16 protein-coding genes are annotated in these 16,093 nt (G+C 36.4%); 8 read left to right on the forward strand and 8 right to left on the reverse strand.

All coding sequences use genetic code 11. From position 1 onward, the window contains the following. Positions 1-53 precede the first annotated feature (53 nt). The 8 genes from DET49_RS09950 to DET49_RS09985 form a co-directional block, all read right to left on the reverse strand. The gene (locus DET49_RS09950; protein ID WP_133547951.1) at positions 54-1,130 is read right to left on the reverse strand and encodes a PA0069 family radical SAM protein; all 1,077 of its coding nucleotides are present in this window, start codon (positions 1,128-1,130) and stop codon (positions 54-56) included. 47 nt (positions 1,131-1,177) lie between these two features. Beyond that, complete coding sequence (locus DET49_RS09955; protein WP_133547952.1) at positions 1,178-1,960, reverse strand: enoyl-CoA hydratase/isomerase family protein; 783 nt, start codon at positions 1,958-1,960, stop codon at positions 1,178-1,180. Between the two features lie 24 nt (positions 1,961-1,984). Next, positions 1,985-3,439 (reverse strand): sensor histidine kinase, encoded by a 1,455-nt coding sequence (locus DET49_RS09960; RefSeq protein WP_133547953.1) that lies wholly within the window; start codon positions 3,437-3,439, stop codon positions 1,985-1,987. A gap of 39 nt (positions 3,440-3,478) precedes the next feature. Further along, the gene (locus tag DET49_RS09965; RefSeq protein WP_133548046.1) at positions 3,479-4,027 is read right to left on the reverse strand and encodes a CopD family protein; all 549 of its coding nucleotides are present in this window, start codon (positions 4,025-4,027) and stop codon (positions 3,479-3,481) included. A gap of 350 nt (positions 4,028-4,377) precedes the next feature. Next, positions 4,378-5,730: an MATE family efflux transporter gene (locus tag DET49_RS09970; protein ID WP_133547954.1), complete on the reverse strand. Its 1,353-nt coding sequence runs from the start codon at positions 5,728-5,730 to the stop codon at positions 4,378-4,380. After that, complete coding sequence (hemH, locus tag DET49_RS09975; protein WP_133547955.1) at positions 5,730-6,764, reverse strand: ferrochelatase; 1,035 nt, start codon at positions 6,762-6,764, stop codon at positions 5,730-5,732. The genes DET49_RS09970 and hemH overlap by 1 nt, the downstream gene beginning before the upstream one ends. Positions 6,765-6,852: 88 nt before the next feature. Next, on the reverse strand, positions 6,853-7,614 hold the full coding sequence (locus tag DET49_RS09980; protein ID WP_133547956.1) for a ThuA domain-containing protein: 762 nt from the start codon (positions 7,612-7,614) through the stop codon (positions 6,853-6,855). A gap of 1 nt (position 7,615) precedes the next feature. After that, positions 7,616-8,515, reverse strand: a complete 900-nt coding sequence (locus DET49_RS09985) for a helix-turn-helix domain-containing protein (RefSeq protein WP_133547957.1) — start codon at positions 8,513-8,515, stop codon at positions 7,616-7,618. Positions 8,516-8,715: 200 nt separating this feature from the next. On the opposite strand from DET49_RS09985, the gene hemA reads away from it, so the two are divergent. From hemA to DET49_RS10030, 8 genes are all read left to right on the forward strand, one after another. After that, positions 8,716-9,972, forward strand: coding sequence for a glutamyl-tRNA reductase (hemA, locus tag DET49_RS09990; RefSeq protein ID WP_133547958.1), 1,257 nt, complete (start codon positions 8,716-8,718; stop codon positions 9,970-9,972). Next, positions 9,969-10,883 carry a hydroxymethylbilane synthase gene (gene hemC, locus DET49_RS09995; protein WP_133547959.1) on the forward strand — a complete coding sequence of 305 codons (915 nt, stop codon included), beginning with the start codon at positions 9,969-9,971 and terminating at the stop codon, positions 10,881-10,883. Before hemA ends, hemC begins: the two co-directional genes overlap by 4 nt. Before the next feature lie 28 nt (positions 10,884-10,911). Further along, positions 10,912-11,559 carry a uroporphyrinogen-III synthase gene (locus DET49_RS10000; protein ID WP_133547960.1) on the forward strand — a complete coding sequence of 216 codons (648 nt, stop codon included), beginning with the start codon at positions 10,912-10,914 and terminating at the stop codon, positions 11,557-11,559. Then, entirely contained in the window at positions 11,556-12,584 is a 1,029-nt protein-coding gene (hemE, locus tag DET49_RS10005) for a uroporphyrinogen decarboxylase (protein ID WP_133547961.1), read from the forward strand. Before DET49_RS10000 ends, hemE begins: the two co-directional genes overlap by 4 nt. Continuing rightward, positions 12,584-13,069 (forward strand): DUF6973 domain-containing protein, encoded by a 486-nt coding sequence (locus DET49_RS10010; RefSeq protein ID WP_133547962.1) that lies wholly within the window; start codon positions 12,584-12,586, stop codon positions 13,067-13,069. The genes hemE and DET49_RS10010 overlap by 1 nt, the downstream gene beginning before the upstream one ends. Positions 13,070-13,071: 2 nt before the next feature. Beyond that, on the forward strand, positions 13,072-13,974 hold the full coding sequence (gene hemF / locus DET49_RS10015) for an oxygen-dependent coproporphyrinogen oxidase (RefSeq protein WP_133547963.1): 903 nt from the start codon (positions 13,072-13,074) through the stop codon (positions 13,972-13,974). Between the two features lie 38 nt (positions 13,975-14,012). Continuing rightward, on the forward strand, positions 14,013-15,002 hold the full coding sequence (hemB, locus tag DET49_RS10020) for a porphobilinogen synthase (RefSeq protein ID WP_133547964.1): 990 nt from the start codon (positions 14,013-14,015) through the stop codon (positions 15,000-15,002). A 565-nt stretch (positions 15,003-15,567) separates the two neighbouring features. Continuing rightward, positions 15,568-16,038: a hypothetical protein gene (locus DET49_RS10030; RefSeq protein WP_133547966.1), complete on the forward strand. Its 471-nt coding sequence runs from the start codon at positions 15,568-15,570 to the stop codon at positions 16,036-16,038. Positions 16,039-16,093: the final 55 nt, after the last annotated feature.

Here is a 16,093-nt window from a genome sequence, read left to right on the forward strand (position 1 = left end):
TTATTCTTAAAAATATTAATGATTTCCGCTCCGGGTTTATTTCATATTAAAAATTAAAACAATTTCAATTGTCCATCTTTAAATTTTTGGTGCAAATCACAGTTTAAAACCGGTCTTTCCCTTCCATTTAAATACTTTGATTTGGCTATTTTAAATTGTTGTGCGATCTGGTTTGCAAATTCGCCTTCGCCTTTCATTCTTGTACCAAATCGGCTATCATTTAAATTGCCTCCATGGACACTCTCAATTTGATGTAAAACCTTATTGGCCCTATCTGGAAGTGCTTTCTTAATCCAATCTGTAAAAATAGCTCCAATGGCACCGTTTAGCCGTACAATCGTGTAACCCACACCCAAAGCGCCTCTTTCTGAAATTTCTTTCACTAAAGGCATAATTTCATGCGAATTTATAGAGGGAATTATTGGTGCCATCATGACACTAACCGGAATATCAGCCGAAGAAAGCTTTTCAATGGTTTCGAGGCGTTTTTTAATACTAGCGGTTCTTGGCTCTAATATTCTCCGGGTTTCCTCATCAAGTGAAGTGATTGATAAGTTCACATGCACCAAATTATCTGTCGCCAAATCCTTTAAAACGTCCATATCGCGCTGCACCAGTGCATTTTTAGTAATAATTCCAACAGGGTGTTTGTACCTTAAAAAGGTTTGAAGCAATTGCCTGGTAATCTTCAATTTTTTTTCAACAGGTTGATAACAATCGGTATTTCCAGAAAGTACAATCGGTTTTGCTTCCCAATTTTTACTGGCAATTTTCTTTTCTAGCAGGGAAACCGCATTTCTTTTTACCAGAATTTTTTGTTCAAAATCAAGCCCTGCATTATAACCCCAATATTCATGAGAATTGCGTGCATAGCAATAAACACAACCATGTTCACAACCCTGGTAAGGATTTAAAGAATATCCCATCCCAACATCTGGACTCTTTACTTTATTTACTATAGTTTTAGGATAAGTATCAATTAAAACTGTCTTGGAGTTTTGCACCTCATCCCCTTCCTTGGCACAATGATTTAAAAAATCGTCTCTAAGCTGGTGCTCATAGGCATCGAAACGATTAGAGACATTTAACTGCGCTCCTCTACCATACATAAAATTATCTTTATTGGACATATTACAAATATATGGAATATATCCATTTATTTAAAAGATGTAAATTTTTATTTTCCGGGAAAGTTAGCTTTACGTTTACTTAGAAAGGCCGAAGTTCCTTCTTTAAAATCTTCGGTACCGAAAGAACTACCAAATTCATTTATTTCTACTTGAAATCCATTTATACCATCTTCAAAATTTGCATTTATAGCTCGAATTGCCGCGCTGATTGCCACTAGGGAGTTCTTCATAATTTTACCAGCAATTTTTTCTGTAAATTCTATTAATTCTTCCGGTTCGCAAACGTGGTTAACCAAATTATACTGCAGTGCCTGATTGGCATCTATCATTCCAGCCGTCATAATCATTTCCATTGCGCGGCCTTTACCAACTAATTGTGGCAGTCGCTGCGTACCTCCATAACCCGGAATTAGGCCAAGAGAAGTTTCGGGCAATCCCATTTTTGCATTATCGCTAGCTACTCTAAAATGTGCTGCCATTGCCAATTCTAGTCCGCCTCCAAGCGCGAATCCATTTATCGCTGCAATCACAGGTTTAGGGAAATTCGCTACAAAGTCAAATAATTTCTTTTGGCCTTCAGCTGCAAGTTTTCGGCCTTCTTCTAATGAAAAATCGGCAAACTCGCTTATATCAGCCCCAGCAACAAAAGCTTTCTCCCCCATTCCTGTTAGGATAATTACTTTTACCTCATTACTTTCCTTTGCCTCGGTAAATGCCCTGTGCAATTCTTCAATAGTATTGCGGTTTAAAGCGTTTAATTTCTTCGGACGATTGATAATGATGCGAAAAATTCCATGGTTATTTTCGGTTAAAATACTTTCGAATTCCATATCTATATTTTTATAGTGTTTCTTTTATTTAGGAAACCTTAGCTTAAAGGTAGTGCCTTTTCCCTCCTTGGAGGTAAAGGATATACTTCCCTTATAGGTTTCCACGATATTCTTTACCATTGCAAGGCCCAAGCCCATTCCGCTCGATTTTGTAGTAAATTTAGGTTCGAAAACCTTTTCTATGTTTTCTTTAGAAATGCCAGCCCCGTTATCCGAAATAATTACGCAAACAAATTGATTTTCCTCATGAATACTCACTAATATACGTGGATTTACCTGTTCTTCCATAGCTTGGATAGCGTTCTTTACTAAATTAGTAATAACCCTAATAAGCTGAGTGCGATCAAATTTGGCTAAGATTTCATCTTTTTCACTGGTGAACTGAATGTAACTTTCGTTAAAAATATCCAGTGCAAGTTTCACAATTTTGGGCACATTCAACATTTCGTTCTGTTGTGCAGGCATTTTTGCAAAATTTGAAAAAGCAGCCGCAATAGAGCTCATCGTATCTATTTGGTTTATTAATGTAGAAGAATATTCAGCTACTTTTGCTTCAATATCGGGATCGTCCTTATCAAAATTACGTTCAAAACTTTGCACACTTAAACGCATGGGCGTTAAGGGATTTTTAATTTCGTGGGCAACCTGCTTTGCCATTTCACGCCATGCCTGTTCTCGTTCTCCAGCGGCAAGCTTTACAGCACTTTCCTCCAATTCGTCAATCATACTATTGTAAGCAGCCACCAGGGTATAAATCTCTTCCGAAGCGTTGCTGATATCTATTTTCTGGTTGCGTTTATCCAAACGGGTTGCAGTGATTTTATCTGAAATAATCTTTAAGGATTTAGTAATATATTTTGAAAGAAAATAGGACAAAAATATAGCCAGAACAAGCATAAATAAATACACCTCTCCCATTCTTACTAGAAAATTATTTAAATCACGATTTAAAACTGAATCATCCTGAAGATATGGAAGGTATAATATAGCAAGCGGTTTAAATTTCCCATCTACGATATAAGTATAGGAGGATTGATATTTCTGACCGTTAATTTCGGTTTTTTCAATATATCGCTTGTTTTCTGAAAACTCCAGCTTTCTTAAAATATCTCGGTCTAATTGAACATCTGTGGAATCTCTAAAAAAAGACTGGTCAGATTTAATTATAAGGTCTCCCTCGAGATCGTAAATAATAATTTGCATATCATGAACCTGAGCCATTTCATGAATTTTATTTCGGTCTCTAAAGATCATGTCAATATTCTCCGTATTAACTAGATATGTAGTACTGGCAAGAATAAATTTTATATTTTCCCTAATTGCCTGCTCCTTTCGTTCCAGTCGTTCGCGGTGATAATTTTCAGCTTCCAGTTTATATTGATAAACCGTAATTCCAACAATTAGAATTGAAGCTCCCAACACCAATAGGATCATTGAGATAAAAATACGAGTGCTTAAAGAAAGTTTTGAAAGCTTCATAAAGAATGATTAAACCATTTTTATCAATTATCACACCAATTAGGCATCAGGATATTTTGATCTAACTCTCTTATAAATTTTAATACCTAACATAAGGACTACGGCCAATATAAAAATCCCTAAAACTCCATAAATCCAGTTTATAGCATCCCGAACAATTACTAAAAATATTACTGAGAAAAGGATTAAGGTTGAACCCTCGTTCCATAACCTCATTTGGTTAGAAGTCCACTTTACCACGTTGTTTTGAAGCTCCTTGAAAATGAGGTGGCATTTGATATGATAAGCGTAAAGTAATACTACAAAACCAAGTTTTACCATCATCCATTCTTGGGTAAGCCACCCTGGTGCTAAATAAAGAAGAAGAAAAGCAAATATGCTGGCAAGTATGGCCGAAGGCCAGGTGATAATAAACCACAGCCTTCTAGTCATCAATTTAAATTGAGTGGTGAGAATACTTTGCTCTGGTTCAGGTTTATGCGTAGCCTCAATATGGTAAATAAATAAACGCGGAATATAAAAAAGTCCTGCAAACCAGGTAATCACAAAAATAAGATGCAAAGCTTTTATATACTGGTAATATTCTATCACAAACTACGGTTTTTTGCTATCTGGAGTGTATTTAAAACTGATTAAAAATGCACTCTTTATTAATTAAATAATAGAGAAAAATTTTTTGAGGTCAACTACCTCAACTTTTTTATTTTTTCTGAATATTAAAAGCACCTTAAAGTAATAACACAAATAATAAAAGGCCTCCTTTCAAAAAAGTTTTTTATTAATAGGTTTGAAATACACCCATTTTTTAGCCAATGTCGTTTTTAATTTAGTGGGATAACAAGGATAATTTGCACCAGCTCTATTTTATAAAACGCTTTATTCGTCATTTCCAGCTACCTAACAAAGATAGGAATTTATGATTCTTGCAAAAGGAATTATTACGAGGTTTCGGGTTTCAGTTTTAATCGTATTTCCCTCTTCAAAAAATAGGAGGTAACTAAGGTTGAGAGTAAATCGGCTATAGGAAAGGAAATCCATACGCCGGTCTCTCCAAAATATCGTGGTAGAATTAGAATTAAAGGAATAAAGAAAAAGCCCTGTCGGGATAAAGTAAGCAATAAGGCAGGTATTGCTTTTCCGACGGCCTGAAAATAGGCAGCTCCAATAAGCTGAATCGCCACAATTGGAGTTGCGGCGAAAACCCATCGCATCGCATTTGGTGTTTCGGCAATAATGGTCGGGTTTTGCGTAAAAACACGAACAATTTCTTCAGAAAAGATCATGATTCCTATAAAAACTATTAAGCCCAATCCGCAAGCATATAAAATTGCGGTTTTAATACTACTGTGAACCCGTTGGAATTTTTCTGCACCATAATTAAATCCCGCTATTGGCAAGAAACCCTGTGTTACTCCCAAAACAGGGAATAAAGCAAACATAAGCATTCTCCCAATAATAGCATAAATGGCGACCGCATCTTCACCTCCAAGATCAAATAAAATATTATTCATAAGCAAGTAAATAACACTTACTACGGCCTGCCGGGATAAAGTAACAAAGCCGAGTGACCCAATTTCTTTAAGGATAGTCTTATTAAGACCAAAATCCGACCATCTAATTTTAAGCTCAGAATTCTTTGAGATGAAGAACCACAAGATATAACCAAAACAAAAAAGATAAGAGATAGTGGTAGCCCAGGCAGCACCCATCATTCCCATATTCATCTGGTTTATGAAAATATAATCCAACAATAAATTTCCAACCGAAGGAATTATCATCGCGATCATTGCGAATTTGGGTTTCCCTTCGGCCCTTATAACAGTATTTCCCATCATACAGAGGGCCAGGAAAGGAACACCATAAAGCACAATGGTATAATAAATCTTTGCCGGCTCAAAAATATCACCTTTCCCTCCGAATGCAGGGATAAGTGAATTCACGAAAAGTAGTCCAATAATTACAAGTCCAATAGTAAGAATTAGAGTAAGGCTTATCTGGTTTCCAAAAGTTTTAAGAGCATTTTTCCGGTTTTCCGCACCTAAAGCTCGAGATATAATGGAAGATCCGCCTATCCCAATAGCCATTCCGAGAGCGGCAATAAAGAAAGAAACAGGAAGGACTACATTAATTGCCGCGATAGCGGTAGAGCCAATCCAGTTTCCCACAAAAACTGTATCAATTAAAATATTGAGCGACATTACCAGAATTCCTATGGAAGCTGGTGCCGCTTGTTGTATAAGTAATTTACTTATTGGTTTTTCTCCGAGATTTCGAGAATTTACCGAGGCCATTACGCTTCAATCGGCTTTTGGTAAGCCCATTCGTCTACCCAACGAGAAAGCACTTTTACCCATTCGTCTCGCTCATTTAGACATGGAACTACCGTAAATTCTTCCCCTCCAACTTCGTGAAATATTTCTTCTCCCTCCATTGCGATTTCTTCTAAAGTTTCCAGGCAATCCGAAACAAAGGCTGGAGTCACAATTGCCAGTTTTTTCATTCCCTGTTTTCCAAAACGCTCTATAGTCCTATCAGTATAAGGTTGCAACCAAGGATCGAAACCTAAACGGGATTGAAAGGAAACGCTATAAGAATTTTCTTTTAATTCCAGATACTCGGCTACCAGCCTCGTGGTTTCATAACATTGATGGCGATAACAAAACTGATGTGCTGCCGAAGACGTTTGGCAGCAGCTTCCATCAATTTTACAATGGGATTTAGTAACATCACTTTTCCTGATATGTCGTTCCGGAACCCCGTGATATGAAAACAATAAGTGCTGAAAATCCTTTCCTCTGAGTTTATCCGAAATACTTTCAGCTAAAACTCGAATGTAATCAGAGTGATTGTAAAAAGGTGGTACCGTGGTAAATTGCATTGTTGGAAAATACTCCTTACGAAGTTTTTCGGCTAAAACTAAAATGGTTTCTGTAGTTGCCATTGCAAACTGAGGATATAATGGAAAAAGCAAAACTTCGTCTACTCCTTTATCGTGTAATTCCTGAAGTCCCGATTTTAAACTTGGTTCACCATAGCGCATCGCCAAAGCGATTGGAACTGATGTATTTTCATCCATTCTATTTTGAAGGCGTTCTGATAAAACAATTAAAGGTGAGCCTTCGTCCCACCAGATTTTTTGATAAGCTTCAGCCGATTTCTTAGGCCTTGTATTCAACACAATCCCTCTTACTAACAGCACCCTTGCCCAATATGGAACATCAATCACACGTTCATCCATTAAAAATTCGTCCAGGTATTTTTTCACATCTTTTGGATCGGTGCTTTTTGGGGAACCCAAATTAACCAATAGTACGCCTTTACTCATAATTTTTCTTTTTCAGTTCAAAAATAAGACTATTTGTTTCGGGGGCTTCCAATTACTTATTACTGTTTTTTATGTCCCCATAGAGGATTTAGTTTTCTATACCTAAAGCAAATATTATGGATTGAAGAAGATGCCTCTCAAATAATGGTTCGCCATAAGATTCTATGGTATGCCCCAAACCGGTATAAATGGAAACCCCACCGTGGCCGGTTTCTTTATACCATGCAATTGGATGTTCATTACCATTTGTCCCTCCTTGGTATGAATCTTCATCAAGATAAAGGAGCACCCTTATATCGGGATTCAAATTTTTGTAATTGTACCATTCATCAGTCCTGGACCAAATTTTGGGTAAATGAGCCACTGCAGGGTGTTTTGGCATGTTCACTTCTAATTTAGCCTGTTGAATTTCGGGGTGACCATTAAAATAGCCTCCCACCAATTCTCCAAACCAGGGCCATTCGAATTCGGTATCGGCTGCAGCGTGAATACCAAAAAAGCTTCCCCCTTTTTTTATATAATTTTCAAAAGCTTCTTGTTCCTCCTGGTCTAGCACATTTCCTGTTGTATTTAAAAAAATGACTAAATCGAACTTACTTAGACTTTCATCATTAAAGTAATCGGAATCTTTGCTAGTTGTTACTTCGAAATTGTGATTTTCACCTAGCTCCGAAAGAAAAGCTCTACCCGTAGGAATGGATCTATGCCAGAAACCATCGGTTTTATAAAACACAAGAACTTCATTGTTATCTTCCAGTTTCTCTTTTTCCAAATAATTTTGCGAAAAAATAGGTAATCCTTTTAAAAGAAACATTATAAGTAAAATACTGGAGAGAAATTTCAGCATCATTTTATAGATTTGAGGTTAAGGACATGATATATTTTTTGGGGGTAGTACCGAATTTTTTTTTAAAAGCTGCAATAAAATGACTCGCCGTGCTGTAACCGACTTTGAGTCCAACCTCATTTACATTGTATTCCCCGGTATCTAAAAGTTTTCGGGCATATTCCATTTTATAATCGAAAAGGAAACTATAAACTGAATCTCCATAAATTTGCTTAAAACCCTCTTTAAGTTTTTTAAGACTCAACCCAATTTCTTCGGATAATTCTTGTAAGGAAGGTGGTTCAGCCATTCTTGAGATCACAATATCTTTGGCTTTTCTTATTTTAATAATATTCTCTTCATCACTGAGAAAAGGGCATTGTTCTACATTAGGATCTTCAGTGCGGTTAAAATACAAACTTAGTAGTTCATAAGCTTTACCTTTAAAATAAAGGTTTTTGATACTTTGAGTAAGGTTGAAATTCATAACCTGATTCAGAACAATTGCCATTGAAGGTGAAATAGGTCCATCTTTATAATATTTTTTATCCTTATTATCCGTGCTTAAAAATGTGATATACCCGGCTTCCTGTGAAAATAGAGAATGGAACTTTTTAATAGAAATCACAAGCGATATTAGCCAGGAATTTGGCTCAAGTATTAAATTCAATGGAAGATCCTGTTGCGGATTGTAAAGCAGCAACGAGCCCTCCTCATTAAGAGGGAGTTCATAATTATTATTATTAAATAGAAATTTACTACTCCCCTTTAAATTAAAATGAAACTGAATAAAACTACTGTCTATATCGCGAATAATTTTCTGAATATCAGGGGTTTCATTTTGGAATTTCAAAAGATAGAAACCGTCTTCAATTTTTAACTCTTCAGTAAATCCTACAGCGTTATTTTTATTTTCCAATATCATTATTTCACTATTTAGTTTATTTAGAACAGTTCTAAACTATTAGCTTCAAATCAGCTATCATTACCACAAAAGTATGGAAATACCACTTTTATAAGTAATAAAAAACCTAAAATATCTGAAAGCGACACAAAAAGTACTTTGAGCGTTACTTTTTGATTTAACATTAGCTTAATTTTGTCCTGAATACCCTAAATCGGTACATGGAAGATTATCACATCACAAGCGGAAAACATTTTTACACCATAGGTCTTAGTTATAAAAAGGCTGATGCAGAGATAAGAGGACACTTTAGTTTAGATGAGGAAGCCAAGAATGGCTTGCTTCAGCAGGCTAAGATTGAAGGTATTGAAGCTATTCTAGTGACTTCTACCTGCAACCGCACCGAAATATACGGATTCGCACAACATCCTTTTCAACTTATTAAATTACTTTGTGAGCACACCCATGGCACCGTGGAAGAATTTGAAAAAGTGGCATATGTTCATAAAAATAAACAGGCAATTTCTCATATGTTTAGGGTTGGAACTGGTTTAGACAGCCAAATTCTTGGCGACTTTGAAATTATAAGTCAACTAAAGCTTGCTTTTATCCGTTCTAAAAAATTCGGCCTGGGTAATTCATTTTTCGAGCGATTGGTCAATGCAGTGATACAGGCAAGTAAGCGTATTAAGAATGAAACCGAAATTTCTACAGGCGCTACTTCCGTCTCCTTTGCTTCAGTTCAATATATTTTGAATAATGTTTCAGATGTATCTAATAAAAATATTTTACTTTTTGGAACTGGTAAAATTGGAAGAAACACCTGCGAAAATCTAATAAAACACACACAAAATCAACATATAACCCTTATTAACCGCACCAAGAATAAAGCCGAAAAAATCGCAGGAAAATTTAATCTTATCGTTAAAGATTATGCCGATTTACAGGCTGAAATAAGAAATACTGATATACTTATTGTCGCAACAGGTGCACAAAACCCTACTATTTCAAAAGAATTAATTTATTCCAATAAAAATTTGTTGGTTTTAGATCTCTCAATACCCAAGAATGTTTCAGAAGATGTAGCCCATCTGCAGAATGTAGAATTAATTCACCTAGATCAGCTCTCAAAAATTACCGACGAAAATTTGGAACGCAGAAAGCAATATATTCCTGAAGCCGAAGCGATAATTAAAGAAGTTGAAACCGAATTTAATAAATGGCTGGAGACTCGCAAATTTGCGCCCACTATAAAAGCTTTAAAGAAAAAGCTTAGGAGCATGAAAGATGCAGAACTGGATTTCCAACGTAGAAAAATATCTGATTTCAACGATGAGCAGGCAGAAATTGTGAGCGATAGGATTATTCAGAAAATAATGAAACACTTTGCCAATCATTTAAAAGGAGATTCCACAACTACGGATGAAAGCCTGGAATTGATCCAGAAAGTATTTCAGCTTGAAGAACAGGCAAAATGAACAAAGAAATTCGTATTGGCACCAGAGATAGTGAACTCGCTCTCTGGCAGGCAAAAACAGTCCAGAACGCACTGGAAAAATCCGGGCATAAAACCGAATTAGTTCCCGTTAAATCTACCGGTGACCTTAATCTAGATCAACCACTTTACGAAATGGGCATTACTGGGATTTTTACTAAAACCCTGGATGTAGCAATGATTAAAGGCAAAATTGATATTGCGGTACATTCTATGAAAGACGTGCCCACGGCACTTCCAAAAGGAATTGTGGAAGCTGCTGTATTAAAACGTGCCAATACTAAAGATATTCTAATTCATAAAGATCTTGATTTCCTTGAAGGCAATGGAACTATTGCTACCGGGAGTTTGCGTCGCAAAGCGCAGTGGCTTAATAAATACCCTACCCATAAAGTGGTGGATTTACGCGGAAATGTAAACACCCGAATGAAAAAATTAAAAGATAACGACTGGAATGGAGCAATTTTCGCCGCTGCCGGATTGGAACGTATCGCATTGAAACCCGATAATTTTATAGATCTTAACTGGATGATACCCGCACCGGCCCAGGGCGCAATGCTGGTAGTAGCAATGCAGGAAGACGAATTTACTCGAAAGGCTTTAGCGCTATTAAATCATAAAGAATCTGAAATTTCCGTACATATTGAACGGGAATTTTTAAAGGTTTTAGAAGGCGGCTGTACCGCACCAATTGGAGCTTTGGCTACAGTGGATAAAGATCTCGTATACTTTAAAGGTGCACTTTTTAGTTTAGATGGGAAAGAAAAAATTGGCGTTGAAAAAACAGTTTCTATAAATGAAGTTGAGAATTTTGGAAGACGCTGTGCTGAAGAAATCCTCCAACAAGGCGGCGCAAAATTGATGCAGGAAATTAAGGCGGAAATCAATATATAAGGCTGATTTTCATCTAAAAACCTTATGAATGAAAAGTATACTTTCCACTAAAAAACTCAGTAATTCCCAGAAGCAATTGTTTCTGAATTCGGGGTTGAGTTTGGTGGAATATGATGCGATTACTACTGAAATCCTCGATTTTGAGCTTCCTTCAAAAAAGATAAAAAACGCCATCTTTACCAGTAAAAATTCAGTAAATGCGGTAGCAGGAAGAGTTCGGATTGAAAATATCTACTGTGTAGGTGAAAAAACCGCAAACTTAGCCAATGAAAGAAGATTTCATATTAAGGAAGTTGCAGATTACGGGAAAGATTTAGCCGAAATAATTGTGCAGAAATATTTTGAAGAAAGCTTTATTTTTTTCTGCGGAAATAAAAGAAGAGATGACATTCCCGAAATCTTACAAAAAAATGAAATTGATTTTAAAGAAATTGAAGTTTATAAAACCACATTAAATTCCAAGTCATTTTCCCAGGAGTTTGACGGAATTTTGTTTTTAAGTCCCAGTGCGGTACAAAGTTTTACTGCTAAAAATCGATTAAAAGATGCCAGGGTTTTTTGCATAGGCAAAACTACTGCTGCAGAAGCCAAAAAACATACAAACAATATAATAACCGCTACTAAACCTTCCATGGAAAATGTGATTGTACAGGTGGTAAAATATTTTAAAAAATGATAAAAAACGATCTATTTCTTAAAGCTTTAAAGGGTGAAACGGTAGAACGCCCACCGGTTTGGATGATGCGCCAGGCAGGCCGATACCTTCCTGATTTTATGAAGCTTAAGGAAAAATACGATTTTTTCACACGTTGCCGGACTCCAGAATTAGCTACAGAAATTACCGTGATGCCAATCCACCAGATAGGTACTGATGCGGCTATTCTTTTTAGCGATATTCTTGTAATTCCTCAAGCGATGAATATTGAAGTGGAGATGAAACCCGGTGTCGGACCCTGGTTGCCTAGTCCTATCCGCACAACAAAAGACGTGAACAACGTGATAGTTCCTGATATAAATGAAACTCTTGGGTATGTAATGGATGCCATTAAATTAACCAAACAGGAACTGAATAACGAAGTTCCATTAATTGGTTTTGCCGGCTCACCGTGGACAATTTTATGTTACGCAGTACAAGGTCAGGGCTCCAAAAATTTTGACAAGGCTAAGAAATTTTGTTTTACAAATCCAGTCGCGGCGCACCAATTATTGCAAAAAATAACTGATACCACCATTGCTTACCTAAAAGCTAAAGTGGTTGCCGGTGTAGATGCTGTACAAATTTTCGATTCATGGGGCGGAATGCTAAGTCCAGAAGATTATCAGGAATTTTCCTGGAAATATATTCAACAGATTATTGATGCTTTAAAAGATGAAATTCCGGTAATTGCCTTTGGAAAAGGATGTTGGTTTGCGCTTCACGAAATGGCAAATTCCGGCGCTTCGGCTTTGGGAGTAGACTGGACTTTGAGTGCCCGAAATGCACGATATTTAAGTGGTGGAAGAATTACCCTGCAAGGTAATTTTGATCCGGCAAGGTTATATTCGCCACCAGCCGAAATAAAGAAAATGGTAACCAAAATGATCAATGAATTTGGAAAAGATCAGTATATAGTAAATCTTGGGCACGGAATTCTACCTGATATTCCGGTAGAAAACGCCAAAGCTTTTGTGGATGCGGTAAAGGAATATAAAGCCAGATAATGGCCGTTATTGCATGGATTAAAAATATGAATTTTCAGGAGCTATTTTCAGTTTCCAAAGCTTTTATAAGAAAACCGCAATATATTCTCACAACCTACCGGGCAACGACCCAAACAATTAAAATTTGTGATGAGCTCTATGCAGAAAAACATCACAACAACGGAAAAGAAAATGCCTTTAGGCATGCGCTTTGGAATTATTTGATTTGCAAACAATGTTATTCTATTTCAGGTTCTTTACAAGTCGTTAGAGATTGGAGCGATCACATTACTAGTTTACACGAAAAGCTTTCGCCCAATCGAAAATTGGCAAAAGCAATGGATTTACATAACAACCGAATAGGGCAGCATATTTTCAGGATTGAAGAAAATTCAACCGAAGGAATTATAATTCTGCTTCAGCAAAAAATGGAGCAGGCAGTAAAAATTTCTGAAGAAAAATCCTTAGTTAACATTCAAAATGAACTCGTTTATATTGAAGATTAAAAATGAGAGAGCAATTTTATAAATACATTGAAAATTTACAGGATAAAATCTGTAAAAAACTCGAAGAGGTTGACGGAACTGCTAGATTTAAGCAAGATCTATGGGAACGTGAAGAAGGGGGTGGCGGCAGAACCCGGGTTATAGAAAATGGAACTGTTTTTGAAAAAGGTGGAGTAAACATTTCGAGGGTACACGGCCCTCTTGCCCCGGCAATGCAAAAATATTTTAAAGTCGGCGATGTAGATTTTTTCGCTTGTGGACTTAGTTTAGTTATACACCCTAAAAATCCTATGGTTCCCACGGTTCACGCCAACTGGCGCTATTTTGAAATGTATGATAAAAACGGAAAAATTTTAGACCAATGGTTTGGTGGAGGCCAGGATCTTACACCTTATTATTTATTTGAAGAAGATGCGGAGCATTTTCATAAAATTTCAAAAGCAGCCTGCGATAAACATTCCCCTGAATTTTATTCCGAATACAAACAAAAATGCGATGAATATTTTTGGAATTCCCACCGCAATGAAGCCAGAGGAATAGGTGGATTGTTTTTTGATTATTTAAAAGCTTCCGACCAAAAAAGCATAGAAGAATGGTATAATTTCGTAACCGAAGTTGGCAATAGTTTTCTTGAAGCTTATGTACCAATTGTAAATAAAAGAAAAAACCTGCATTATTCTGAATTAAATCGAAAATGGCAGGAAATACGCCGTGGCAGATATGTTGAATTCAATTTGGTACACGATAAGGGCACACTTTTCGGTTTAAAAACCAATGGAAGGATTGAAAGTATTTTAATGAGCCTACCCCCCCATGTGCAATGGGTTTACGACCACCATCCAGAATCTGGAAGCGAGGAAGAAAAATTATTAAGGGTTTTAGAAAAGCCACGAAATTGGGTTTAACTTAAAACTGATTTTACTAAGAACTGAAAACAGGTATTATGTATCCACTTAGAAGAAATAGAAGATTAAGAACCAGCGAAGCAATGCGTAGCCTGGTGAGGGAAACCACGATTACACCAAACGATTTTATAGCACCGCTTTTCGTGGTTGAAGGAAAAAATAAGAAAGAGGAAATTGTTTCTATGCCAAATTATTTTAGGTTTAGCCTGGATTTGCTGGAAAAAGAAGTTAAGGAACTTTGGAGCTTAGGCATAAAATCAGTTTTGTTATTTGTAAAAGTTCCTGATAACCTGAAGGATAATGCCGGCACCGAAGCTTTAAATAACAACGGACTAATGCAACGTGCAGTTAGAACCGTTAAAAATTCCGTTCCAGAAATGCTAGTGATGACGGATGTTGCCCTGGATCCTTACTCCGCATACGGGCACGATGGGATTGTTTCAGAAGGGAAGATAATCAACGATGATACTGCAGCAATTTTAGCTGAAATGGGGCTTTCTCACGCTAAAGCTGGTGCAGATATTCTTGCTCCCAGCGATATGATGGACGGACGTATTTTTGAGATGCGAAGCCTTCTGGAAGACGAAGGTTTTCATGAAACCGGAATTATGAGTTACAGTGCCAAATATGCTTCGGCTTTTTACGGCCCGTTTCGGGATGCCTTGGATTCCGCTCCTGTAGATGCAGAAAATATTCCAAAGGATAAAAGAACGTATCAGATGGATCCTGCCAACCGGGAAGAAGCGCTTAAAGAAACCTTGATGGATATTGAAGAAGGTGCAGATATCGTGATGGTGAAACCTGGATTATGCTATTTGGATATTGTACGCGATCTTAAAAATAAAATAAATATTCCAATTGCAGTTTATCAGGTAAGCGGGGAATATGCTATGATTAAAGCCGCCGCCGAAAAAGGCTGGTTAGATCATGATGCGGTGGTTTTAGAACAATTAACCGCTATAAAACGTGCCGGGGCTTCAATGATTGCCAGTTATTTTGTAAAAGACGCAGTAAAATTGATTTCTTAATTATATAATTTTTGAACCTGATTTTTTACTAATTTTATCTTTTAGCAAAAAAGAGGTTTCAAACTCTTTGAGCGAAATATCTATTTACAATTTACTGCTGCCCGGTGATTTTAATATTGGGTAGTTTTTTCATGAAAAACAGGAATTTCTATATTATAACTATATTGCTCGGGCTTATTTTAAACAGCACCGGTAATAAAATTTTTGCTTTTTCGGCACCGGTTATAGATCTCGATGCCCGAAACTATGATTACCTACAGGCTGAGCAAAATCAGAAGGCAGTTATACTTTCGCAAATAATTTCTTCAGAACATATCTCGTCAGAAGAAAATTTTAGCAGTTTTCCAGGTTATTTAGTTTCTGCATATTCTTTTCCAAAAGAATTTCTGCTATCGAGTGAAAAAACTTCAATTTTCGGCTTCTTAGATCATCGACAATTAATCCTTCAACACATTTATCCTTTCCATTTTTTCTGGTGACATAAGATATTTAATGAGGACCATTTGGTTTTCTTAGTTATTTAGCTTTAAGAGGCAAACAATAATTTTACCTAAATATTTAAAAAATGGATATAGCATCTACGCTAATAGGCCTTGGGCTATTGGCTGTGTTTGTATTGCCAATATTATTTCTAATATGGCAACAAAACATTAAAGAAAAAAAAAGACGTAAAAGCCTTAAGGAATTAAGCATAAAACATAATTTAAATACCGATACCGTAGAAGTTTCAGCTAATTTGCTTTTGGGGTTAGACAGCAAAACAAGAAAGTTGCTGGTTATAGAGCCTAACAACAATATGCAACACCAGGTACTGGACCTTAGTTTTATAAAAAATGCTAAAGTGAGTTCACATTCTTTTCCGGGTAGTCCTGAGCTTATAAAAAGAATTAGTCTGGACCTTTCTGAAAACATAAACAATAAAAAACTTACTGAAATAATTTTCTATGATGAAGATGACAACACTGGTAATGCATCAGAAAGGCTGATTGCAGCCCAAAAATGGAACCGGTTAATTAACGCAAAAATTCCTGCTTAAACCTTTTAAATTCTGTTATAATTACCCCATCGCTATTCGGTGGGGTAATTTTTTT

It is taken from the genome of Salegentibacter sp. 24 (assembly GCF_004362395.1).
In the GTDB taxonomy this organism is placed as follows: domain Bacteria; phylum Bacteroidota; class Bacteroidia; order Flavobacteriales; family Flavobacteriaceae; genus Salegentibacter.